Here is a 23,227-nt window from a genome sequence, read left to right as displayed (position 1 = left end):
CGTGGATCTTCGGGTTACCCGGGTCGCGGGCCCGCGAGCTGCTGGACCGCGGCGATCCTGGTGTCCAGGCGCGCCGAGTGCACACCCCGCGCGGCGCGCCGGGCACGGTCGAGCGCCTCCCGTCCGGCGTCGAGCGCGCCCGTCCCCAGGTAGGACTCGGCCAGCCAGGTCAGGTAGAGCGCGACCTCACGCGCATGGTCCGGGGGATAGCCGTCGATCGCCGCGTCCAGCAGCGGCGCCGCCGACCGCGGATCACCGAGCTCGATCATGCACCGGGCGGCCATCACGTCGATCTCGCTCCGGTCGAGCCAGTAGACCCATTCCGGTTCGGCGACGCCGGGCGAGCGCTGCTCGAAGGCGTCGTCCGCCGCGTCCAGCGCGCGTCGAGCGCCGTCGCGGTCGCGGGCACGGGCCGTGGCCCAGGCGACGCGTTCCCGGAGCAGCGCGCGCACCACCGGCGGCGCCGTCCGGGTGCCGGCGACCGCCGTCCTGGCCAGCAGCACCGCATCGGCCGGGTCCCCGACGGTGGCGACCTGATAGCTGAGGGAGGACAGCAGCTGCCCGGCGAGCGCCCGGTCCCCGGCCTCGGCCGCCGCCGTCGTCCCGGACAGGTAGACACGTTGCGCCTCGGCGTGCCGGCCGGCATCGGAGGCGGCCCACCCGGCGAGCTGGGACAGCTCTCCGACGCCGGTCAGCAGGCGTCGACGGGTGGTCTCGGTGCAGCAGCTCTCGCGGACGAGTGTCCGCGCCTCCCGCAGCTCGCGGGCGACGATCGGGAACAGATCGTTCCCGCCGACGACGTCGTCCAGGTGCCGCAGTTCGACGACCCGCCGCTCCAGCTCCGTGGCGAGCGCGTCGCCGACCCGGCGCCCGGCCCGAAGCTGCACCCGCATCGGGGTGTCCGCGACGAGCCACTCGTGGGCGATCCGCAGCGCGTCGTCAGCCGGACCGTGGAGCCGTTCGACGGAGACGCCGAGGACCCGCGAGTACGCGGTCACGTGCTCGGGCCGGATCGCCCGCGCGCCGGTCTCCAGGTGACCGAGCAGGGCCTTGCTGTAGTGGGTGCGGCCGGCCATCGCCGCGAGGGTCACCCCGGCCTCGACCCGGGCCGCCCGCAACCGCCCTGCGAGGCCCTCCGGCACCTGCTCCACCGACCCTGTAGTCGCCTGTAGACGGCCGAACCGTTCCGGCCGACGTTGCGATCCGCAACGCTACCCGGGTCGTGGCCGTCCGAGGAGGGGACTCCCGTGGGAGATCGAGTGTTCAGCGTCCATACGACGCATCCGGGTCGCCCGGGCACGGTGGAGGTCGTCCATGCGAGCGAGCGGGCAGCCCGCGAGTACGCGGCGGACCGGTCGCGCGACGACCGTGTGCTCGCGGCGTCGGTGACCGCGTTCCGGATCGGGGAGCTCGGGACCCGGCAGTGGGTTGCGTGGTACGTCGACGGGGAGGAGCAGCCGCTCCGGTTCGACCGGCCCAACCTCTACCCCGACGGGTGACGGGCGCGAGGACGTCGACCAAGATCCGTGTCTTGGGAGTGGAGACGCGCGCCAGGCGCCTGTGCACTCCCAAGACACGGATCTTGATCCGGCCGGTCAGCCGGCGAGCGCCTCGACGGCGGCTGCGACCTCCAGCAGGTACCGGTCGGCGCCGTGCCGGGCGACGATCTGGATGCCGATCGGGAGCCCGTCGGCGGTCGCGCCGAACGGCACCGAGATCGCCGGGCAGCCGGTCACCGTGATCAGGTAGGCCGAGCGCATCCAGTCCAGGTAGGACTCCATCGGGCGGCCGTCGATCTCGGTCGGGAACTCCTGGTCGGCCGGGAACGGCGGGACCTGCGACACCGGCAGCACCAGCACGTCGTGGTCGGTGAGGAACTCGCGCATCCGGTGCGCGAGCGCGGTCCGCCGCCGGTAGGCGAGCGCGACGTCGGCGCCGGTCAGCGACTCGCCGGCCCGGATGTTCGCGGCGAGGGACGGTTTGAGGTCGTCCGGGTGTGCCGCGAGCAGCTCGCCGAACCGGGCCTGGAAGTGCCAGGCGCGCAGCGTCCGGAAGCACTCGTCGGCGCCGGACAGGTCGGGGGCGGCGCCGGTGACCGAGGCGCCCGCCCCGGCCAGCGCCGTCCCGGCGGCCTCGACGACGCCCGCCACCGCGGGATCGACGGCGAAGGCGCCGCCCAGGTCGGTCGAGAGCGCGACCCGCAGCCCGCCGGGCGCGACCGGCTCGGGCGGCGCCGCGAACAGCTCGCCCGGGTCGCCGAGCGCGTGCGGCGCCCGCGGATCGGGCCCGGCCAGCACCGACAGCAGCAGCGCGAGGTCGCCGACGGTGCGCGCCATCGGGCCGCCGGTCGAGGTGGTCTCCCACATGTTCTGCGACGGCCACTCCGGCACCCGCCCCCAGGACGGGCGCAGGCCGACCACCCCGCAGAACGACGCCGGGTTGCGCAGCGAGCCGCCCATGTCCGAGCCCTCGGCGAGCGGCACCATCCCGGCCGCCAGCGCGCAGGCGGCGCCACCGGAGGAGCCGCCCGCGGAGCGGGACGGGTCGTGCGGGTTGCGGGTGGTGCCGAAGACCGGGTTGAACGTGTGCGAGCCGGCCGCGAACTCCGGCACGTTGGTCTTGCCGATCGGCACCGCCCCGGCCCGCCGGATCCGCTCGACGATCAGGTCGTCGGTGTCCGGGACGTGCTCGGCGTAGAGCGGCGAGCCGTAGGTGGTGCGCCAGCCGGCGGCGGCGTGCGTGTCCTTGAACGCGAACGGCAGCCCGTGCAGTGGGCCGACCTCGGCGCCGGAGGCGAACCGCTCGTCGGCGGCCGCGGCGCCGGCCAGTGCGCGCTCGGGATCGAGCGACACGATCGCGGTGAGCTCCGGGTTCCGCTCGGCGATCCGGTCCAGGTGCAGGGCGGTCAGCTCGCGCGCGGAGATCTCCTTGGCGCGCAGCGCGGCGAGCTGCTCGCGGGCGGTGGAGTCGACCGTCGGCCCGGTCACCGGCGCCGCCCGATCGCGGCGCCGACCAGGACGCCGAGCAGCGCGACCGCGGCGCCGACCCCGACGCCCCGGGTGAAGTCGCCGGCCCCGGAGCCGGGCCCCGGTTCGGGCGCTGATCCGGGCCCCGGTCCACTCGCGCGCGGCGAAGCGAACACCTCCGCCGGCGCGGTGGACCCGGGATCGCCCAGGACCGCCGCACCCGCCGGCGCCGCGCCCGGCACCACAGCACCGGGCGGCGCGGCGATGGCCCTGCCGACGTTGCCGAAGAACTCCGCGGCCATCCGCTTCGACACGCTCGCGAGCATCCGCTGCCCGACCCCGCCGACCATCCCGCCGACGGTGGCGTCGGCGGCGTAGGAGATCCGGGTGCCGCCGTCGCCGAGGTCGTCGAACCCGACGTCGACGACGGCGTCGACGGTGCCCGGCCCGCCGGACCCGCGCAGCGTCATCACCAGCGACTCGTGCTCCTTGAGATCGGACAGCGCGCAGCTGCCCGCGTAGGTGCCCTTGATCGCGGCGACGCCGGCGGTGACCGTCATCGCGTAGGCGTTCTCGCCGGTGGCCTCCAGCTTCTCGCAGCCGGGGATCGTGGTGACCAGCACCCGCGGGTCGAGCAGCGCCGCCCAGACGTGCTCGACCGGGTGCGGGACGACGTCGGTTCCGCTGATCTTCACGCTCGGTGCTCCTCACGCAGGGTGTGCAGGTCGGACGGCGAGATCGGCATCGCGGTGATCGGGAAGCCCTCGGCGTCGGAGATCGCGGCGGCGATCACCGCGGACACCGGGATCACCCCGGCCTCGCCCGCCCCCTTGATCCCGAGCGGGTTCAGCGGGGAGGGCGTCTCCAGGTGGTCGATGTCGATCGCGTCCGGGATCTCGCTGACGTAGGGCATCAGGAAGTCCATGAAGGACGCGTTGAGCAGCTGCCCCGAGTCGTCGTAGGCCATCCGCTCGTACAGCGCGCCGCCGATGCCCTGGGCGACGCCGCCGTGGATCTGGCCCTCCACCACCATCGGATTGATCAGGTTCCCGCAGTCGTGCACCACGGCGTAGCGCAGGATCCGGATCTCCGCGGTGGCCGGGTCGGTCTCGACGACCGCGGCGTGCATCCCGGAGGCGAACGTCGCGTGCACCGGGCTGTAGAAGTCGGTGCCCTCCAGCCCGGGCTGCTCGCCCTCGGCGACCGGCGGCAGCTCGGAGTCCCCGACGGAGAACTGGGTGGCGGCCTGCGACGCCTCGTCGAAGGCGTAGCGCAGCGGATTGGACAGCACCGACAGCGTCCCGAGCGGGATCGACCGGTCGGTGCCGCGGACGCCGACGATCCCGTCGACGATCTCCAGGTCCTCGACCGACGCCTCCAGCGCGTCGGCGGCCAGCCGCAGCGCCTTCTCCCGGGTCCGCCGGGCGGCCTTGTGGATCGCCGAGCCGGACATCACCGCGGCCCGGGACGCGAACGTGCCGACCGCGTACGGCATCCGCCGGGTGTCGCCGGTGACCACCTCGACGTCGTCGAAGCGCACCCCCAGCTCGTCGGCGACGATCTGCGCGAACGCGGTGGCGTGGCTCTGCCCCTGGGTGGTCAGGCCGGTCGCGACCTTCACCTTGCCGGTGGTCTCGACGTGCACGTGCGCGCCCTCGTACGGCCCGACGCCGGTGCCCTCGACGTAGCAGGCCAGCCCGATGCCGACGGTGCGGCCCTGCTCGGCGCAGGCCCGGCGGAACCCGGCGAAGCCGTCCCAGTCGATCAGCTTGCGCAGCTTGTCCAGCGAGGCGGGGTAGTCGCCGGAGTCGTACTCCAGCGCCCGGCCGTCCTGGAAGACGAGGCCGTGGTCGTAGGGGAACTCGTCGGGCCGGATGAAGTTGACCGCCCGCACCTCGGCGCGGTCGCGGCCCAGGTACGCGGCGATCGCGTCCATGGTGCGTTCCATCGCGAAGCAGCCCTGCGGCCGGCCGGCGCCGCGGTACGGGGTGACGATCACGGTGTTCGTGTACATCGACTCGAAGGCGACCCGGTAGGCGCCCGGCTTGTACGGGCCGAGCAGCTGGGTGGAGGTGATGATCGGGACGATCAGCCCGTACGGCGTGTAGGCGCCGTGGTCGTGCCAGAACTCGACGTCCAGGCCGAGCAGCCGGCCGTCGTCGTCGAACCCGACCTCGACGTGCTGGGTCTGGCCGCGCTCGTGTGCCGAGGAGACGAAGTGCTCGCGGCGGTCCTCGGTGAACTTCACCGGCCGGTCCAGCGCGCGGGCGGCCATCGGCACCAGCAGCTCCTCCGGCCACGGGTGCACGATCTTGACGCCGAACCCGCCGCCGACGTCCGGGGTGATCACGTCGACCCGGCCGATGTCCAGGCCGAGCTTCGCCGCGACGGCGGCGCGCACGCCGGTCGAGGTCTGGGTGGACGACCACAGGACCAGCCGGTCGGCGTCGCGGTCCCAGCGGGCGACGGTGCCCCGGCCCTCCATCGGCATGCAGGCGCTGCGCTCGATCTCCAGGTCCAGCGCGAGCCGGTGCGGCGCGGCGGCGATCGCGGCCGGGGCGTCGCCGACGGTCTGCTCCAGGCGGGCGCCGACGTTGCCCGGGACGTCGTCGTGCACCAGCCGGTCCGCGGCGCGGGCGGCGTCCAGCCCGACGACGGCGGGCAGCACCTCGTAGTCGACGACGATCCGGTCCACCGCGTCCTCGGCGAGGTAGCGGTCCTCGGCGACGACGAACGCGATCGCCTCGCCGACGTGGTTCACCTCGTCGCGGGCCAGCGCGTACTGGGTGCGGCCGTGGGTGAGCGCGGGATGCGGGATGAGCACCGGCAGCGGCTCGGCCATCGGGCCGGTCAGGTCGTCGTAGGTGTAGACGGCGTGCACCCCGTCCACGTCGAGCACGCCGGACACGTCGATGTCGAGGATCCGGGCGTGCGCGTGCGGGGAGCGCAGCACGGCCGCGTGCAGCGTGCCGGGGCCGTCCGGGCCGGTCAGCACGTCGTCGACGTAGCGGCCCTCGCCGAGCAGGAACCGGCGGTCCTCGACCCGCGCGACCGGCTGCCCCATCAGCCTCGTGGTCACCGGCTCGACTCCAGCTCGGCGGCGCGCTCCACCGCGCGCACGATGTTCTGGTAGCCGGTGCACCGGCAGAGGTTCCCGGCGATCATGTCCCGGGCGCCCTCGTGGGTCGGGCGCGGATCGCGGCGCAGCCCGGCGGTGACCGTCGTCAGGAAGCCGGGGGTGCAGAAGCCGCACTGCAGGCCGTGGCACTCGGCGAACGCGCGCTGCACCGCGTTCGGCTCGCCGTCCGGCCCGGCCAGGCCCTCGACGGTGGTGATCTCGTGCGCGGTGGCGGTGACCGCCAGCATCAGGCAGGCCCGGACCGGCTCGCCGTCGAGCAGGATCGTGCAGGCACCGCAGACGCCGTGCTCGCAGCCGACGTGCGTGCCGGTCAGCCCCAGGTCGTGGCGCAGCGCGTCGGACAGCAGCCGCCGGGCGGGGACGCGCAGCTCGTGCGTCACCCCGTTCACCCGCAACCGGATCTCGTGCCGGGTCTCGCGCCGGATCTCGTTCATGGCGTCCCTCCCTGGGCGTTCGCGATGGCGGCGGCCACGACCCGGTCGGTCAGCACCCGGACCAGGGTCCGCCGGTAGGCCGCCGTGGCGTGGATGTCACCGACCGGGTCGAGCCGTTCCAGGGCGGCGTCGCCGCGATCGGCCGGCGGCACCCCGGTGAGGTCGACGACGGTGGGCACGTCGCTCACCGACAGGTACCCGACCCGGATCCGCTCACCCTCGACCAGCGCGGCGGCCCCGGCCAGCGCGTAGTCGCCGTGCCGGCGGGCGATCTCGTCGAAGGCGACGCCCGCGCCGGGGGGCAGCGCCGGGAAGAACGCCGAGAGGGCGATCTCGTCCGGCGCGACCGACGACTCCAGCGGGCCGACGAACAGCTCCGGCGCCGCGATGGTGCGCCGCCCGGCGGGCCCGGCGACCTCGACCGACCCGCCGAGCAGGCTCAGCACCACCGGCATCTCGGCAGCGGCGTCGGCGTGCACCAGCGAGCCGACCGTCGTCCCGCGGTTGCGGATGGTGGCGTGCGCGACGTGCTCCAGCGCCATCGGTACCAGCGGCTGGACCCGCGCCACCTCCGGCGACTCCAGCACCGCGGTGTGCCGGGCCAGCGCACCCACCTGCACCCCGCCGGCCGTCACGGTGATCGCGTCCAGCCCGGGCAGACCGTTGATGTCGACGACCAGCGACGGCGACGCGAGCCGCATCGACAGCAGCGGGACGAGGCTCTGGCCGCCGGCCAGCACCTTGCTCTCCGGTGCCGCCAGCGCGGCGACGGCGTCGGCCAGCCGATCGGGACGGACGTAGTCGAAGGGCGGGGGTTTCACGGCTTCCTCCCGGCCTCCCCGTCCTGCTCGGGGACCTCGGTCTCCATCCGGCCGGCCGGCACACCCTCGGCGGGGGTCCCGGCGCCGACCCGCCGGTCGCGCAGCGCGACGACGTGGAAGTAGACGATCACCAGGATCGTGCCGAGCGCGATCCCGCCGATCTCGAAGCCGCCGCCCAGGTCAAGCGCGACACCGCCGATCCCGGCGACCATGCCCGCGGCCAGCCCGACCAGGTTGCGCGGCTCGGCGAAGTCGACGCCGTTCTCCACCCAGATCTTGGCCCCGACCAGCGAGATCATCCCGTACAGCACGAGCGTGATCCCGCCCAGCACGCCGCCCGGGATGGCCGCGACCAGCACCCCGAACTTCGGGCACAGGCCGAGCACGATCGCGACGCCCGCCGCGACGTAGTACGCCGCGGTGGAGTACACCCGGGTCGCGCTCATCACGCCGATGTTCTCGGCGTAGGTGGTCGTCGGGGACCCGCCGAACATGCTGGCCAGCGCGGTCGCGGCACCGTCGGCGCCGAGCGCGCGGCCCATGTAGGGATCGAGATCGTCGCCGGTCATCTCGGCGACCGCCTTGACGTGTCCGAGGTTCTCGGCGACCAGCGCGATCACGCCGGGCAGCACCAGCAGCACGAACACCAGCGAGACGCTGGGGCCGTGCACGGCCGGGACGCCGTCGTCGAGGGTGCCGCTGGGCAGCCCGAACCAGGCCGCCTCGGCGAGCCCGTCGAACCCGACCCGCAGGTGCGGCTCGGGGGTGCAGCCGTCGCCGCCGCAGGAGGTGATCGGGCCCAGCAGGACGTCGAACAGGTAGGACAGCAGGAAGCCGAACACCAGCGCGAGGAACACCGCGATCCGGCCCCAGAAGCCGGGGAACAGCACCGCGGCGAACACCAGGAACGTCGCGGTGAGCAGCGCCGTCCACTGGTCCACCGGCCAGTAGACCGACGCCACGACCGGCGCGAGGTTGAACCCGATCAGCATGACGACGGCGCCGGTCACCGCGGGCGGGAGCACCGCGTGCACCATCCGCGGCCCGGCGAAGTGCACGAACACGCCGACGGCGAGCAGCACCAGGCCGGCCACCATGATCGCGCCGGTGACGTCGGCGGAGTCGCCGCCCATCGCCCGGATCGCGGCGACGCCACCGACGAACGCGGCGCTGGTGCCCAGGTAGCTGGGGACCCGGTTCTTGCAGACGACCAGGAACAGGATCGTGCAGAGCCCGGAGAACAGGATGGCGAGGTTCGGGTCGAGCCCCATCACCACCGGGAAGACGAAGGTGGCGCCGAACATGGCGACGACGTGCTGGATCCCCAGCCCGGCGGTCTTCCCCCAGCGGAGGCGCTGGCGGGCTCCGACCGGCTCGCCGGGTGCGGGATCGACCACCTCCCACTTGAACATCGACATGCTGGTCCCTCCGGTCCGGTGCCTCGCGAACCTGACTCAAGCTAATGAGACCCAGGTCGCACCTCGACGGCGATCCTTGCCGATCGTCCGCCGGATCCGCTGGCACGAATTGATGACGCGAACACTCTCGCCCCGTGCGTTCCCGTGCAGGTTTCCGGCGGATGTCCGGGATGTCGCAGCCGGGGGTCCCGGTAGTCGATCCCGCCGGCCGCCGGCCTCAGTGCTCGATCCCGCCGGCCTCCGGCCTCAGTACTCGATCTTGCGGGCCTGCAGCGCCACCGCCACGTCGAGGCGCAGGTTCGGGTCGGTGGACAGCGGCCCGAGCAGCCGCTCCAGCTTCGAGACCCGGTAGCGCATCGTGTTGTAGTGGAAGAACTGCAGCCGGGCGGCCTCGGCGACGTTGAAGTTGGTGTCCAGCAGGATCTGCAGCGTCTCCCGCAGCTCGGCCGCCTCGGCGGTCGGCTCGGCCAGCGGGCCCAGCGCGTCCCGCACGAACGCGCGCAGCTCGGCCGGGTCCGGGATCAGCGCGATCAGCCGGTGCAGGCCGAGCTGGTCGAAGAACGTCGTCCCGCCGCCGCCACCGATCCGGCGACCCACCTCGACCGCGCGGCGGGCCTGCCCGTAGGCCGCGGGCAGCGCGTCGACGTCGGCCGCCGGCCGGCTGACCCCGGCCGAGAACTGCCTGCGCCCGCCACCCTTGTCCCCGGCCACCGCGGTGACCACCCGCCGGACGATGTCCCGGCCCGCCGGACCGGCCTCGCGGTCCGCGGCGACCGGCAGCAGGGCCACCACCTCGGAGGAGAAGTCGACGGTCGGGATCCCGTCGCCGACCCCGGCGCACACCTGCCGCCAGGCGGCCGAGAAGCGCTTCTGCCAGGCCCGGCGCTGCTCGCCGGACACCGGCTCGTCGGTCGGGTCCAGCTCGGCCGAGACCACCACCATCGGCCGGCGCAGGTCCCAGCCGAAGGTGTCGGCGTGCTCGGCGACGTAGGCCGGATCGGCGGTGCGGCGCAGCAGCAGGTCGCGCAGGAAGTCGCCCTGGTACTTCGTCTCGACCGCGGTGACCGCCTCCTCCCGGACGATCAGCAGTGCGGCGACCGCGGCGGCCCGCTCCAGCGCCCGCACGTCGTCCGCGGCGAGCCGGGCACCCCGGCGCAGGCAGACCAGGCGCGCCAGGTTGGTGCCCCCGGCCGCGACCCGCAGCGTGCGGGCCTCGCCGCCGCCGATCGCGATCCCGTCGGCGCCCATCCGCTCGACCCGCAGCCGCCCGGTCGGGTCGACCAGCTCGTGCTCGGCGAGCAGCTCGCGCAGCTCGCCGGACAGCGCGGAGGCGCGCTCCCGGCCGTCGGTCGAGGTGAAGGCGACCCCGACGCCGAGCACCCGCCCGACCTCCGCCGCGATGCCGTCGAGATCGCCGCCCTCCAGGGCGATCTGGGTGAGCCCGGTGTGCAGGGCGTCGACCCGGGCGAGCGCGGCCCGCGCCGGCAACTCCGGATCCGGACCATCACGTTTGAGCAAGAGTTGCCTTCCCTCGGAGCCGAAGGTGGCACAAATTAACATCGGATCGCGGGATTGCCCAGGCTAGCGTCGGCTCCGTGATCGCCGTCAGCGCGCCCGTCCGGGTCCGGGACCGGCTCCGGTCGGCCGCCGACGGCCCGCTGCGGATCGTGCATCGCGGGCCCGCCGCGGTGTATCTCGCCGTCGGCGGGGAGTGCGTCGGGGTGACCGCGCGGCACGCGGTCGCCGTGCCGTGTGCGCTGCACACCCGGCTCGGGCGGCTCGAGGTGAGCAGAGCAGAGCTGCGCGACGGTGTGCTGCACCTGGACGGCGAGCCGCTGCGGATCCGGCGGTTCACCGACACCCGGGTCCCGCCGCTGCCGGCCGGCGCCCTCTCTCGGCCCGGCACGTCACGGGCGGACGGGCCGGCCGGCGCCCTCGCCCGGCCCGGCACGTCACGGGCGGACGGGACCGGCCGCCCGGCGGAGCCGGGCGCGGCGACCCGGCCCGCGACGGGAACCACGTCCGCGATCGCGGTGCTGCCCGGCCGGGTGTGCCCGGCGACCGTGCCCGGCCTGGTCGGCCGCGGCGACGGCCTCACCCCGCTCGGCGACGACGTGCTGTGCGGCTGGCTGGCCCTGCACCGCGCCGCCGGTGCGGCCACCCCGGCCGTCGACGCCGCCGTCCGGGCCCACCTGCACCGCACCACGCTGCTGTCCGCGACGCTGCTGCGCTGCGCGCTCGACGGCGAGGTGGTGGACCGGTTCGCCCGGTTCGTCGCCGCGCTCGGCTCGCCCGCCGAGCAGCACGCGACCGCGGCGCTCACCGCCGTCGGGCACACCTCGGGTGCCGGGATGCTGCACGGCGCCCGGCTCGCCCTGCGGGAGCTGCACCCGCCCCGCCGGGCCGGCCGGCGGCACGACCCCGCCCAGCACGATCACGCGCAGCACGATCACGCGCGGCACGACCCAGCGCAGTACGACCCAGGGCGGCTCGACCCAGCGCAGCACGACCACCGCCCCCCGGCCGACGAGCACCCTGGAGGGACCGCCGCATGAGCACGCACGTCGAGGTACGACCCGGCGCCTACGCCGACTCGGTGACCCTGCTCCGGGTGAGCCGCACGGTGGCCGGGCTGGACGGGGTGACCGCGGCCCAGGTCGCGATGGCGACGCCGCTGAACGTCGACGTGCTCACCGGGATGGGGTTCGAGGTCCCCGCCGGGACCGGCCCGAACGACCTGGTCGTGGCGCTGCGGGTGACCGGCGACGCGGAGCTCCCGGCGGCGCTGGCCGGGGTGGACACCGCGCTCGCCGAGGCGAACCGGCCCGCCGCGGGCAGCGGCAGCGGTGACGGCACCGGCACCGCCGCGCCGCGGACCACCGGCTCCGCGCTGGACCGGGCGGCCGCGCCGATCGCGCTGGTCTCGGTGCCCGGCCCGCACGCGGCCGTCGAGGCGATGGACGCGATCGAGGCCGGCTGCGACGTGCTGATCTTCAGCGACAACGTCCCGGTCGAGCAGGAGATCGCGCTCAAGCGGGCCGCCGTCGAGCGGTCGGTGCTGGTGATGGGCCCGGACTGCGGGACGGCCGTGGTGCACGGCCTGGGACTCGGGTTCGCCAACACCGTCCCGCCCGGCCCGGTCGGGATCGTCGCCGCCTCCGGCACCGGCTGCCAGCAGCTGCTCGCCCTGCTCGACCACGCCGGCGTCGGCGTGACCTCGGCGCTCGGCGTCGGCGGGCGGGACCTCTCCGCCGAGGTCCGCGGGCTCGCCACCCGGGAGGCGCTGCGCCGGCTGGACGCCGATCCGGCCGTCGAGCTGATCGTGCTGGTCTCCAAACCCCCCGCCGACGACGTCGCCGACGAGATCCGCGCGCTGGCCGCCGGCCTGGCCACCCCGGTCGAGTTCGCCCTGCTCGGGCCGGGCCGGCCGGACCTGACCGCGGCCGCCGGCTCGGTGCTCGCCCGGCTCGGCAGGCCGGTGCCGGACTGGCCGGTGCACGGCTCCGCCCGGCCCGCCGCAGGCGGCCGGTACCTGCGCGGCCTGTTCGCCGGCGGCACCCTCGCCACCGAGGCCGCGACCGTCGCCGCCGCGGCCGGGGCCGGGGCCGGGGCCGGGCACACCTTCCTCGATCTCGGCGACGACGCCTACACCGCGGGCCGCGCCCACCCGATGATCGACCCGACGCTGCGGCTGGAGCACCTGCGGGCGGCGCTGGCCGATCCGGACACCGCCGTCGTGCTGCTCGACGTGGTGCTCGGGCACGGCGCCGAGCCCGATCCGGCCGCGGCCCTCGTCCCGGTGCTGTCGGGCGCCCGGCCACCGGTCGTCGTCACCGTGGTCGGGACGGCCGCCGACCCGCAGGACCTGCACCGCCAGGTCGGCGCGCTGGTCGCGGCCGGCGCCGAGGTCCACCTGTCCCAGGCCGGCGCCACCCGCCGCGCCGTCGAGCTGCTCGGAACCGCCCAGTGAGCACCACCCGCATCCCGGACGCCGTGGTGAGCACCGGCACCGATCTGCTCGCCGACGCCGTCGAGGACCAGGCCGTCCCGGTCACCCGGGTCGACTGGCGGCCGCCGATGGACGGCACCGCCGACGACCTGGCGACGGTCGCCACCGATCCGCTGCGGGCCGCGGCGAACGAGCGCGCGCTGGCCGCGATGCTCGGCGTGACCGCGACCCTGGTCGACGTCGCCCCCGCCGCCGAGGTCCTCGGGCTGGCACCCGGCGAGTTCCTGCACGCCGGGCCGCCGATCACCTGGGACCGGGCGTCCGGGCCGCTGCGCGGCGCGCTGATGGGCGCCGCGGTGCTGGACGGCCTGGTCGACGACCCGGAGGACGCCCCGGCGCTGTTCGAGGCGGGCACCTCGGTGTCGCTGGAGCCGTGCCACCACCGGGCGACGGTGGGCCCGATGGCCGGCGTCGTCACGTCCGGCATGTGGATGTTCGTGCTGGAGGACGCGGCGACCGGGCGGCGCACGTACTGCTCGCTCAACGAGGGCCTCGGCAAGGTGCTGCGCTACGGCGCCTACGGCCCGGAGGTGCTGGCGCGGCTGCGCTGGCTCGGCGACGTGCTGGGCCCGCTGCTGCGGGTCGCGGTGCGCGCCACCCGCGACGCGGGCGATCCGGTCGACGTCACCGCGATCCTGACCCAGATGCTGCAGATGGGCGACGAGGCGCACAACCGCAACCGCGCGGGGACCCTGATGCTGCTGCGCGACCTGTCCCCGGCGATGGTCACCGGCGCGGCGGACGCCGGGCGCTCCACCGACGACGTCGCCGCGGCGCTGCGCTTCGTCGGCGGCAACGACCACTTCTTCCTGAACCTGGCGATGCCGGCCTGCAAGCTCGCGCTGGACGCGGCCCGCGACGTCGACGGCTCCACGATGGTCGTCGCGATGGCCCGCAACGGCACCGACTTCGGCATCCAGGTCTCCGGCACCGGCGACGAGTGGTTCACCGGCCCCGCGCAGCTGGCCGACGGCCTGTTCCTCGGCGACTACGGTCCGGCCGACGCGAACCCCGACATCGGCGACTCCGCGATCACCGAGACGGCCGGCATCGGCGGGTTCGCGATGGCGACGGCCCCGGCGATCGTCCGGTTCGTCGGCGGCACCGTGCCGGACGCGCTGGCCACCACCCGCCGGATGCGCGAGATCACCCTCGGCGCGAACCCGCGGTGGACGGTCCCGGTGCTGGAGTTCGCCGGCGTCCCCAGCGGCATCGACGTGACGAAGGTGTGCCGGACCGGGATCCTGCCGCAGATCAACACCGGGATGGCGGGCCGGGTCGCCGGGACCGGCCAGGTCGGCGCCGGGCTGGTGACCCCGCCGGCCGGGATCTTCCCGGCCGCGCTGGGCGCGCTCGCCGCCCGGACCCGCGCCCGCCGCACGACCTGACCCGTCGGGGCGTTCCGCAGGTCGGAGGATGGACTTCCGGTCCGCGCTCGGTACCGTGGCCGCATCATCCGCAGCGCCGTACCGAACCGGACGCACGGTCCCGCCCGCACCGCCCGGCAGGCCCGGCGCGCTCCGGTGCCCGCGACCGGCGGCGCCCGGTGAGCAGCCCCGGTCCGGTCCCCGAGCGGCCGGCGTCGAAGGTGCGGCTGCGCGACCACGCCCCGCGCCCCGGGATCACCGTGCTCGAGGTGATCGGTGAGATCGACCAGGCCGAGGCGGAGGCGATCCGGCTGCGCATGGTCGAGCTCCTGCGGCGGACCGGGCCGGCGCGGGCCGTGCTCGACCTGTCCGGCGTCGGGTTCCTCGGGTCGCACGGGCTGACCGCGGTGGTCCGCTCCTCCCGGGCCGCCGTCGAGCTCGGGGTGCTGCTGTCCGGGGTGACCGGGCCGGACAACCGGGCGGTGCTGCGGCCGGTCCGGATGACCGGCCTGGACCAGGTGATCCGCTGGTTCCCGGATCTCGACAGCGCGCTGGCCGACGGCCCCGGCCGGCCGCACCTACGGGACGGGCCCGCATCCGGTTCACCGCCGGGGCGGTGACGACTCCCACCGCGGCCGCGGACGTTCACCGTGCATCGGGCGGGTAGCCCGATCGTATGACGGACGTGTCCAACCGAACGGCCCCGGCCCACGACGAGCGCGCAGCGGCGCCGGACGACGCACCCCAGGTGGTCCGCCGCGACCTCCCGGAGGCCGCCGGGCCGGAGCGCGTCCTGGTGCCCGGCGACTCGCTGGAGCCGCCCCGGACCCGCTCCGGCGAGCAGCTCGCCGAGGTGTTCGAGGAGGCGGTCGACCGGCATCCGGACTCGGTCGCCGTCGACACCGGGGACGCCCGGCTCACCTACCGCGAGCTCGACGACCGCGCGAACCGGCTCGCCCACCACCTGCGCGCGGGCGGGACCGGCCCCGGAGCCGTCGTCGGGCTGCTGATCGACGATCCGGTCGAGGCGTACACCGCCGTGCTCGGCGTGCTCAAGACGGGTGCGACGTTCGTGCCGCTGGACGCCGCCTTCCCCGCCGACCGGATCTCCTACATCCTGGACGACTCCGCGGCCGGCCTGCTGCTGGCGACCGGTCCGGTGGCCGAGCGGCTCGACCCGGGCGTCGAGGTGCTGGTGGTCTCCGGCCCCGGCTCCGCGGCCGCCCGGATCGCGCAGCGCCCGGCGGACCGGCTCGATCCCGCGGACCGCCGCGACGGCGGCGAGCACCCCGCCTACCTGATCTACACCTCCGGTTCGACCGGCCGGCCCAAGGGTGTGGTCATCTCGCACCCGGCGATCTGCAACTTCGTCCGGGTCGCCGCCGACTGCTACGGCCTGCGCGCCGACGACCGGATGTACCAGGGACTGACCCTGGCCTTCGACTTCTCGGTCGAGGAGATATGGACGACGTTCCTGACCGGCGCGACGCTGGTACCGAAGCCGGCCGGGGTCTCGCTGGTGGGTGCGGACCTGCACGACTTCCTGGCCGAGCGGCGGATCAGCGCGCTGTGCTGCGTGCCCACGCTGCTCGCCACCCTGGACGCCGATCTCGACGACCTGCGCTTCCTGCTCGTCTCCGGTGAGGCGTGCCCGCAGGACCTGGTCCGCCGCTGGTACCGGGAGGACCGCCGGTTCCTCAACGTCTACGGGCCGACCGAGGCCACCGTGACCGCGACCTGGACCGAGCTGCACCCGGACCGCCCGGTGACGATCGGCGAGCCGCTGCCGACCTACGCGGTCGCCGTGCTCGATCCGGACGATCCGCGCCACGTGCTGCCGTTCGGCGACACCGGGGAGATCGCGATCGCCGGGATCGGTCTGGCCGACGGCTACCGCAACCGTGCCGAGAAGACCGCCGAGGTGTTCGTCGACTCCCCGGTCGAGCTGCCCAACGACCCGACCGGGACCCTCTACCGGACCGGTGACCTGGGCCGGATCGACGACCACGGCGAGATCGAGTACCGCGGCCGGATCGACCTCCAGGTCAAGGTCCGCGGGTACCGGATCGAGCTGTCCGAGATCGAGGCCGTGCTGCAGGACCATCCGGCCGTCGCGATGGCCGTCGTCGACACCCACGAACCGTCGGCGGGCACGACCGAGCTGGTCGGCTACTACAGCGTGGGCCGGGACGCCGCCGCCCCCGATCCCGCCGAGCTGCGCGAACGGCTGCGGGACCGGCTGCCCTCGTACATGGTGCCCGCCTACCTGGAGCAGCTCGACCGCATCCCGATGACGACCAGCGACAAGGCGGACCGCCGGAACCTGCCCGCACCGAGCGGCGGCCGGATCTCCGGCTCCGGGCCGGTCGTCGCACCGGAGACCGGCGTCGAGCGCGGCCTGGTCGAGGAGCTGGCGGCCGCGCTGGGCACCGACCCGGCGGAGGTCTCGGTGACCGCCGACGTGTTCGACGATCTCGGTGCGACGTCGCTGCTGCTCGCCGGGTTCGCCGCCGCGGTCCGGCACCGCGACGACCTGCCCTCGCTGTCGGTGCGCGACGTCTACCGGCATCCGACGCCGCGCGGGCTGGCCGCCGCGCTCGGCGACGCGGTGCCCGCGGCGGCCGCCGCCGAGGTCGAACCGGTCCGGCCGCGGCCGGTCGCGCACGCGCTGACCGGTCTCGGGCAGCTGCTGGTGCTGCTGCTCGGCGGGCTCGCGACGGCCGCGGCGCTGGTCACGAGCTACCGCTGGGTGTCCGCCGCCCCGGACGCCGCCGGGTCCGCCGGGCGGGCCGGGCTCGGCGCGGCCGCCCTCCTGGCCGCCGTCGCGCTGCTCCCGGTGCTCGCCAAGTGGACGCTGATCGGCCGGTTCCGGGAACGGACGATCCCGATGTGGGGGTTCGCGCACTTCCGGTTCTGGGTGGTGTCCACGCTGATCCGCACCAGCCCGGTCACCCTGCTCACCGGCACCCCCGTCTACACGCTGTGGCTGCGGCTGCTGGGCGCCCGGATCGGGCGCGGGGCGACCGTGTCCGGCGCCGTCCCGGTCGCGACCGACCTGGTCCGGATCGGCGCGCGCAGCCTGGTCCATCCGGAGGCGTCGCTGCAGGCGTACCGGGCGGTGCCCGGCGCGCTGGAGTTCGGGCCGGTGGTGATCGGCGACGACTGCATCGTCGGCGAGGCCGGGGTGCTCGACCTGCGGACCGGGCTGGCCGACGGCGCCCAGCTGGGGCACGCGTCCGCGCTGCGCTCCGGGACGACCGTCCCGGCGGGCGAGGTGTGGGACGGCTCCCCGGCCGGCCCGTCCGGCTCGGACTACGCGACCGCCGCGCCGGTCGGCGCCGGCCGGCTGCGCCGGTTCGGCTACGGCAGCGCGCTCGTCGTGCTGCTGTGGCTGGCCGGCTCGGCGGTGCTCGGCGCCGCGGTCACGCTGTTCGGCCTGGTCCCGGGGACGCCGGCCGAGGCGGGCCCCGCCGGTTGGGTCCTGCTCGCGCTGCTCGGCGCCGGCGCCGTGGTCGCGTTGTTCCTGATCGCGCTCGCCGTCGGCGTGGCGGCCGTGCTGACCCTCCCCCGGCTGGCGGCGCTGCTGGTGACACCGGACCGGACCTACCCGCTGTTCGGGCTGCGGCACGCCGCGCAGCAGATCGTGACCGGGGTGTCGAACGCCCGCCTCCTGGTGCTGCTGCTCGGCGACAGCTCGTTCGTCACCGGCTACCTGCGGGCGCTCGGCTACGACCTGGGCGACCTGCGCCAGACCGGCTCGAACTTCGGCACCCAGCTGCGGCAGGAGTCGCCCGGGCTGGTCCGCGTCGGCCGCGGGACGATGGTGTCCGACGGCCTGCGGCTGATGAACACCGAGCGGTCGCACGACTCGTTCCGGGTCCGCCGGGTGGAGCTGGGCCCCGACACGTTCGTCGGCAACGACGTGCACGTCCCGGCCGGCGCCCGGATCGGCGCGGACGTGCTGCTCGCGACGAAGGTGCTGGTCCCGACCGACGGCCCGGTCCGCTCCGGCGTCGGGCTGCTCGGCTCGCCGCCGATCGAGATCCCGCGGAACGGCGCCGGCCCGCATCCGAACCATCCCCGCTCGGACGACGAGCTGGCCGACCGGCTGCGCGCCAAGAACCGCTACAACGCCGGCACGCTGGCCGTCACGGCGCTGCTGCGCGCCCTCGGCGTCGTCGTCGCGCTGGTCCCGCTCGGGTTCTCGGTCGCGCTGTGGCCGGTGTGGGGGCTGTGGGCACCGGGCCTGGCCGTCGCGGCCGGACCGCTGCTCCTGCTGACGTGGTCGGCGCTGCTGGAGCGCGCGACGCTCGGCTTCCGGCCGCTGCAGCCGCGCACCGCGTCGATCTACGACCGCTACTTCTGGTTCCACGAGCGGCTCTGGAAGCTCTACGTGCGCCCGGTGCTGGCCGGCACCCCGCTGCTGGTGTGGCGGAACCGGCTGGCCGGGCTGTCCGCCGGCGCCCGGGTGTTCGACGACGGGGCGTCGTTCCCGGAGAAGAGCCTCACCTCGGTCGGCGACGACGCCGTGCTCAACGCGGGCTCGGTCGTCCAGTGCCACTCGCTGGAGGACGGCCGCTTCGAGTCCGGCCGGGCCCGGATCGGCGCGGGCGCCGCGATCGGCGTGCGGGCGTTCGTGCACCACTCCACCGAGGTGGGTGACGGTGCCCGGCTGGCGGCCGACTCGTTCCTGATGAAGGGCGAGCAGGTCGGCCCGGGTGAGCGCTGGGGCGGCAATCCGGCGGTCGTCGGCTGAGCCGGGCCGGGAGCCCGGACCAGGCGGTGCACGCCGGGCGCCGGTGTCAGGCCACGAGCGCGAGCACGCTCTGCACCCCGACGCCCCCGCCGACCAGGAGCAGCAGCACCGCGAACGACCGGTTCAGCGCGGCCGCGGACAGCCGGTCGGCGACCAGCTTCCCGGCCAGCGCGCCGAGCACGGCGACCGCGACGAACGGGCCGAGCACCGTCCAGTCCGGCTGCAGGTGGCCGGCCCGGGCGGCCAGCGAGCCCGCCGCGTTCAGGGTGAGCACGAGCAGCGAGGTGCCGATCGCGGCGGGCATGCCCATGCCGAGCAGCACGACCAGCGCGGGGACCACCAGGAACCCGCCGCCGACGCCGAGGAACCCGGTCAGGAAACCGATCAGCGATCCGGCGGCCAGCACCTTCGCGGTGCGCACCGCGAGCGCCCGGCGGTGCGGCCGCACCAGCACCGCGGTGCGGCCGTCCGGGCCGGCCGGGCCGTCCTCGGCCGGCACCGACCGGCCCGCCGGACCGGTCGCGGCCGCCGGTTCCTCCCGGGCGTCGCCGCCGCGGACCAGCATCAGCGCGGCGACGGCGAGGGTCAGCCCGGCGAACGACAGCAGCAGCACCGGCTGCGGCACGGCCCGGTTGAGCACCGAGCCGGCCCAGGCCGTCGGCAGGCCGACGGCGCCGAACGCGAGCCCGGTGCGCCAGTCGATGGTCCGGTCCCGCAGCCTGCTCAGCACGCCGACCACGGAGATGATCCCGACGATGACGATGCTGCCGGTGGTGGCCGCGTGCGCGTCCTGGCCGAGCGCGTAGACCAGCGCCGGGACCGACAGCACCCCGCCGCCGCCGCCGAGCGCGCCGATGACCAGGCCGACGACCAGCCCCAGCACCCCGGCGACGATCCCGGTCACCGGCGCGGGTCCGCCCGGTCGGGGCTGCCCAGCAGCTCGAGCTGGTAGCCGTCACGGGTGGCGAAGTCGGCGCGCAGCACGAACCGGTCGCCCCGGACGAGGGTGTGCCGCCACTCGACGCGGCGGCCCTTCGCGGTGCCGAGCCGGCGGATCGAGTAGGCCGCGGTGGACGGACTGCCGCCCAGCAGCCGGTGCTCGGCAGGCGTCGGCAGGATCGGCTGGATGGTCTCCTCGCCGCCGGTCAGCACCACCCCGCACAGCTCGGCGTAGCGCTCGTAGAGGGCGCCGCTGCTGAAGTCGGCCTCCAGCAGCGGGGCGGCCAGCTCGTGCGGCAGCCAGAGCCGGTCCAGGGCGAGCGGATCGCCGCCGGCCAGCCGCAGCCGCTCCAGGTGCACCAGCGGGGTGGACTCCTCCAGGCCCAGCCGGGCGGCGACGACGCCGTCGCGGCGGACGTCGAGCGCGCGGACCACGCTGCGCTGCTCGATCCCCATCGCGCGGACCGACTCGTGCAGGCTGTAGAGCGCGCCGAGCCGCTGCACGATCTCGACCGGTTCCGCGGTGCGGGAGGGGCGGCCGCGGGTCCCGACGACGAGACCCTCGTCGCGCAGCACCTTCACCGCCTGCCGGACGGTGTGCCGGCTGACGCCGTACTCCTCGACCAGCGCCAGCTCGCCGGGGAAGCCGTCGGTGAAGGCGTCGGCGTCGAGCCTGCGCCGCAGGTCGTCGAGCAGCTGGAGCCAGAGCCGGCGGTCCGGGGTGCGGTGCAGTGCCGCCGGACCACCGTTCCCCGTCATGCCCGTGAATGTACGGTCATTTGTTCGGGACGGCCAGCGTCACCGGACGTGACCTGCGTGACGGGCGCCGGTCAGAAGGGGACGTGCGCGGTGTGTGCGGCGCGGGCCGCACCGGCGATCCGGGCGAGCAGCCCGGGCCGGCGCTCCCCGCCGTCGCCGGACGGGGACGGCTCGGCGGGCGGTGGCGGCACGGGACCCGCGCCGGACGCCGGAAGGGGACCGGCGGGCGGCGCGTCCACCTGCGGGGACAGCACGGGGTTCACGGCGGATCGGCTCCGGGGGGGCGTCGCGGCGGGGGCTGATGGGTCTGCGGAGCGGGCCGGACCGCCGGACCGGCGGCACTCAGCCCGCGCAGGGCCCCCGGCGACAGCGACGGTCGTCGACCGACAGCAGCTCCACCGCGATCAGGCACACGACGAACGTGCGATCGGTGGACGGGCCGGTGACGGACACGCCGTCCACTGCACCATGCCCCGGGCGCCACCGCAACGCCCGGACGGTCATCTCCGGGACCAGGCGCAGCCACCGGCGAAAGTGACGGTCTCGCCCTCGATCAGCCGGACCGTTGCGGGCCCGTTCAGCACGGCCCGCGCGACCTGCCCGCCGTCCGGGCCGACCCGGACGTGCTCGCAGGCCGATCCGCGGCCGGGACCCGGGGTGCCGTAGTCGCCCGGCTCCAGGGCCGATCCGACCCGGAACTCGCCGTCGGTGGCCGTCACGGCCGCCACCGGGGCGGGCACCGGCGCGGCGAACGCCTGGGTGGCGGTGGCCTCGGCCGACTCGCCGGGGATCACGAACGAGCGGACCACCAGCAGCGGCACGACGACCGCGAGGAGCACCCACGGCCACAGGACGGTCCGCTCCCCCGCGGCCTGCCGGTCCGCGTAGTAGCGCTCGTACGGTCCGCCGTCGTCCATCCACCCGCCCCGCCGCTCTCGTCGTCACTCTGCCCATCGAAGCGATCGGGCGGGTGCGTTACGCGGCAGGTGGGTGACATCGCAAGGACCGTGCTGGAATGGCCGGGTGAGCACGGGCCGCACCTACGCCGGGGAGTCGGCCGCCGACCGCGCCGAGCAGCGGCGCCGCCGGCTGCTGGACGCGGGCCTGCAGGTGCTCGGCACCGAGGGGTACCGGGCGGCGACGGTGCGCCGGATCTGCCGGGCGGCCCGGGTCGCCGACCGCTACTTCTACGAGTGCTTCGACGGCACCGAGGACCTGCTGCTCGCGGTGCACGCGCAGTGTGTCGACCGGCTGCGGGCGGCGGTGTCCGCGGCGCTGGCGGTGCCGGCCGGGGGGCGCCGGCCGGCCGATCCGCTCGGCCTCGCCCGGACCGGGCTGGACGCGTTCCTGGCCGTCGTCGAGGACGACCCGCGGCTGGCCAGGGTCGTCTGGTTCGAGGTGCTCGGGGTGAGCGAGCGGGTCGAGCGGACCTCGCTGCGGACGAAGTCGGACTTCGGCAGGCTGCTCGCGGCGCTGGCCGCCGAGCACACCGGGACCGCGCTGGACGTCGACGACGACGGTCTCACCGCCGACGCACTGATCGGCGGGATCAGCCACGTCGTCATGACCTGGACGGCGCGCGGGTTCACCCCGCCCCGGGCGCGGGTGGCCGACGCGCTCGCCCGCTTCCTGGTCGGCGGCGCGGGGGCGGCCCACCGGCCGGGCGACGCCGGTCACCCCCAAATGGGGAATCAGCCGTCATCAGATTAGGCTCGGCGATCAGCACCCCCGATGGAGAGGCTCCCGGCATGAAGACGTTCACCGGCCGCACCGCGGCGATCACCGGGGCCGGCTCCGGGATCGGCCGCGCACTCGCGCTGCGGCTGTCCGGCCAGGGCTGTCATCTCGCGCTCGCCGACCGGGACGCCGCCGGGCTCGCCGAGACCGCCGCGCTCGCCGGGCCGCAGGTCCGGGTGACCACCACCGGGCTCGACGTCGCCGACGAGCAGGCCGTGTACGCCTGGGCGGACACCGTCGTCGCCGAGCACGGCGCGGTCGACCTGCTCGTCAACAACGCCGGCGTCGCCCTGTCCGGGACGGTCACCGGGCTGTCGCTCGACGACTACCGGTGGATCATGGACATCAACTTCTGGGGCGTGGTGTACGGGACCAAGGCGTTCCTGCCGCACCTGGAGGAGTCCGGCGACGGGCACGTGGTGAACCTGTCCAGTGTGTTCGGCCTCGCCGCCCAGCCGCTGATGAGCGGCTACAACGCCAGCAAGTACGCGGTGCGCGGGTTCACCGAGTCGCTGCGCCAGGACCTGGAGCTGACCGGGTCCCGGGTGTCCGCGACCTGCGTGCACCCGGGCGGGATCAAGACCAACATCGCGCGGGCCGCGCGGATGGACCCCAGCGTCGCCGACGCCACCGGGCGGTCGCCGCAGGACGCGTCGAAGGAGTTCGAGGCACTCTTCCTGACGACGCCGGACCGGGCCGCCCGGACCATCCTGGACGGCGTGCTGCGCGACCGGCGCCGGGTCCTCATCGGACCGGACGCCTGGGCGATCGACTCGATGGTGCGGCTGCTGCCGACCACCTACCAGCGGATCGTCACCGGGGTCGTCCGGTCCCGGCGGAGCTGAGACCCTCGTCCCCGCCGGGCGGTCCCCGGCCCGACCC

General features: G+C 75.4%; 20 protein-coding genes. 8 read left to right on the top strand and 12 right to left on the bottom strand.

Annotated features, from left to right (window positions below):
* Positions 1-14 precede the first annotated feature (14 nt).
* The gene (locus ABD160_RS15570; RefSeq protein ID WP_344022974.1) at positions 15-1,151 is read right to left on the bottom strand and encodes a helix-turn-helix domain-containing protein; all 1,137 of its coding nucleotides are present in this window, start codon (positions 1,149-1,151) and stop codon (positions 15-17) included.
* Between the two features lie 96 nt (positions 1,152-1,247).
* Here ABD160_RS15570 and ABD160_RS15565 point away from each other — a divergent pair, with 96 nt between their 5' ends.
* The gene (locus ABD160_RS15565) at positions 1,248-1,499 is read left to right on the top strand and encodes a hypothetical protein (RefSeq protein ID WP_344022972.1); all 252 of its coding nucleotides are present in this window, start codon (positions 1,248-1,250) and stop codon (positions 1,497-1,499) included.
* Positions 1,500-1,595: 96 nt separating this feature from the next.
* Here ABD160_RS15565 and ABD160_RS15560 read toward each other — a convergent pair whose 3' ends face one another.
* The 7 genes from ABD160_RS15560 to ABD160_RS15530 all read right to left on the bottom strand — a co-directional run bounded on the left by ABD160_RS15560 (position 1,596) and on the right by ABD160_RS15530 (position 10,266).
* Positions 1,596-2,987: an amidase family protein gene (locus tag ABD160_RS15560; RefSeq protein ID WP_344022969.1), complete on the bottom strand. Its 1,392-nt coding sequence runs from the start codon at positions 2,985-2,987 to the stop codon at positions 1,596-1,598.
* On the bottom strand, positions 2,984-3,661 hold the full coding sequence (locus ABD160_RS15555; RefSeq protein WP_344022967.1) for an SRPBCC family protein: 678 nt from the start codon (positions 3,659-3,661) through the stop codon (positions 2,984-2,986). The genes ABD160_RS15560 and ABD160_RS15555 overlap by 4 nt, the downstream gene beginning before the upstream one ends.
* Positions 3,658-6,045: an aerobic carbon-monoxide dehydrogenase large subunit gene (gene cutA, locus ABD160_RS15550; protein WP_344022965.1), complete on the bottom strand. Its 2,388-nt coding sequence runs from the start codon at positions 6,043-6,045 to the stop codon at positions 3,658-3,660. The genes ABD160_RS15555 and cutA overlap by 4 nt, the downstream gene beginning before the upstream one ends.
* Entirely contained in the window at positions 6,042-6,539 is a 498-nt protein-coding gene (locus ABD160_RS15545; RefSeq protein WP_344022963.1) for a (2Fe-2S)-binding protein, read from the bottom strand. Before ABD160_RS15545 ends, cutA begins: the two co-directional genes overlap by 4 nt.
* Positions 6,536-7,360, bottom strand: coding sequence for an FAD binding domain-containing protein (locus tag ABD160_RS15540; protein ID WP_344022961.1), 825 nt, complete (start codon positions 7,358-7,360; stop codon positions 6,536-6,538). The genes ABD160_RS15545 and ABD160_RS15540 overlap by 4 nt, the downstream gene beginning before the upstream one ends.
* The gene (locus ABD160_RS15535) at positions 7,357-8,772 is read right to left on the bottom strand and encodes a uracil-xanthine permease family protein (RefSeq protein WP_344023298.1); all 1,416 of its coding nucleotides are present in this window, start codon (positions 8,770-8,772) and stop codon (positions 7,357-7,359) included. Before ABD160_RS15535 ends, ABD160_RS15540 begins: the two co-directional genes overlap by 4 nt.
* A gap of 252 nt (positions 8,773-9,024) precedes the next feature.
* On the bottom strand, positions 9,025-10,266 hold the full coding sequence (locus ABD160_RS15530) for a PucR family transcriptional regulator (protein WP_344022959.1): 1,242 nt from the start codon (positions 10,264-10,266) through the stop codon (positions 9,025-9,027).
* A 107-nt stretch (positions 10,267-10,373) separates the two neighbouring features.
* Here ABD160_RS15530 and ABD160_RS15525 point away from each other — a divergent pair, with 107 nt between their 5' ends.
* From ABD160_RS15525 to ABD160_RS15505, 5 genes are all read left to right on the top strand, one after another.
* Positions 10,374-11,333 carry an oxamate carbamoyltransferase subunit AllH family protein gene (locus ABD160_RS15525; RefSeq protein WP_344022957.1) on the top strand — a complete coding sequence of 320 codons (960 nt, stop codon included), beginning with the start codon at positions 10,374-10,376 and terminating at the stop codon, positions 11,331-11,333.
* A complete protein-coding gene (locus ABD160_RS15520) occupies positions 11,330-12,748 on the top strand; it encodes an AllF/FdrA family protein (protein WP_344022954.1) in 1,419 nt (472 codons plus the stop codon). The genes ABD160_RS15525 and ABD160_RS15520 overlap by 4 nt, the downstream gene beginning before the upstream one ends.
* Complete coding sequence (locus tag ABD160_RS15515; RefSeq protein WP_344022952.1) at positions 12,745-14,175, top strand: YlbE family protein; 1,431 nt, start codon at positions 12,745-12,747, stop codon at positions 14,173-14,175. The genes ABD160_RS15520 and ABD160_RS15515 overlap by 4 nt, the downstream gene beginning before the upstream one ends.
* A 158-nt stretch (positions 14,176-14,333) precedes the next feature.
* Positions 14,334-14,774: an STAS domain-containing protein gene (locus tag ABD160_RS15510; RefSeq protein WP_344022950.1), complete on the top strand. Its 441-nt coding sequence runs from the start codon at positions 14,334-14,336 to the stop codon at positions 14,772-14,774.
* Positions 14,775-14,839: 65 nt separating this feature from the next.
* Complete coding sequence (locus ABD160_RS15505; protein WP_344022948.1) at positions 14,840-18,910, top strand: Pls/PosA family non-ribosomal peptide synthetase; 4,071 nt, start codon at positions 14,840-14,842, stop codon at positions 18,908-18,910.
* 46 nt (positions 18,911-18,956) lie between these two features.
* On the opposite strand, the gene ABD160_RS15500 is transcribed toward ABD160_RS15505, so the two are convergent.
* The 4 genes from ABD160_RS15500 to ABD160_RS15485 form a co-directional block, all read right to left on the bottom strand.
* On the bottom strand, positions 18,957-19,814 hold the full coding sequence (locus ABD160_RS15500; RefSeq protein WP_344022945.1) for a sulfite exporter TauE/SafE family protein: 858 nt from the start codon (positions 19,812-19,814) through the stop codon (positions 18,957-18,959).
* Positions 19,811-20,608, bottom strand: a complete 798-nt coding sequence (locus ABD160_RS15495; RefSeq protein WP_344022942.1) for a GntR family transcriptional regulator — start codon at positions 20,606-20,608, stop codon at positions 19,811-19,813. Before ABD160_RS15495 ends, ABD160_RS15500 begins: the two co-directional genes overlap by 4 nt.
* Before the next feature lie 71 nt (positions 20,609-20,679).
* A complete protein-coding gene (locus tag ABD160_RS15490) occupies positions 20,680-20,871 on the bottom strand; it encodes a hypothetical protein (RefSeq protein WP_344022940.1) in 192 nt (63 codons plus the stop codon).
* Positions 20,872-21,108: 237 nt separating this feature from the next.
* Positions 21,109-21,525: an Rv1352/Rv1906c domain-containing protein gene (locus ABD160_RS15485; RefSeq protein WP_344022938.1), complete on the bottom strand. Its 417-nt coding sequence runs from the start codon at positions 21,523-21,525 to the stop codon at positions 21,109-21,111.
* Positions 21,526-21,631: 106 nt separating this feature from the next.
* Here ABD160_RS15485 and ABD160_RS15480 point away from each other — a divergent pair, with 106 nt between their 5' ends.
* Together ABD160_RS15480 and ABD160_RS15475 are read left to right on the top strand one after the other, a co-directional pair.
* Positions 21,632-22,318 (top strand): TetR/AcrR family transcriptional regulator, encoded by a 687-nt coding sequence (locus tag ABD160_RS15480; RefSeq protein WP_344022936.1) that lies wholly within the window; start codon positions 21,632-21,634, stop codon positions 22,316-22,318.
* Between the two features lie 38 nt (positions 22,319-22,356).
* The gene (locus ABD160_RS15475; RefSeq protein WP_344022933.1) at positions 22,357-23,190 is read left to right on the top strand and encodes an SDR family NAD(P)-dependent oxidoreductase; all 834 of its coding nucleotides are present in this window, start codon (positions 22,357-22,359) and stop codon (positions 23,188-23,190) included.
* Positions 23,191-23,227: the final 37 nt, after the last annotated feature.

The sequence above is a fragment of the Pseudonocardia kongjuensis genome (assembly GCF_039526905.1).
Taxonomy (GTDB): Bacteria; Actinomycetota; Actinomycetes; order Mycobacteriales; family Pseudonocardiaceae; genus Pseudonocardia; species Pseudonocardia kongjuensis.
This window is presented reverse-complemented; position numbering and strand designations above follow the sequence as displayed.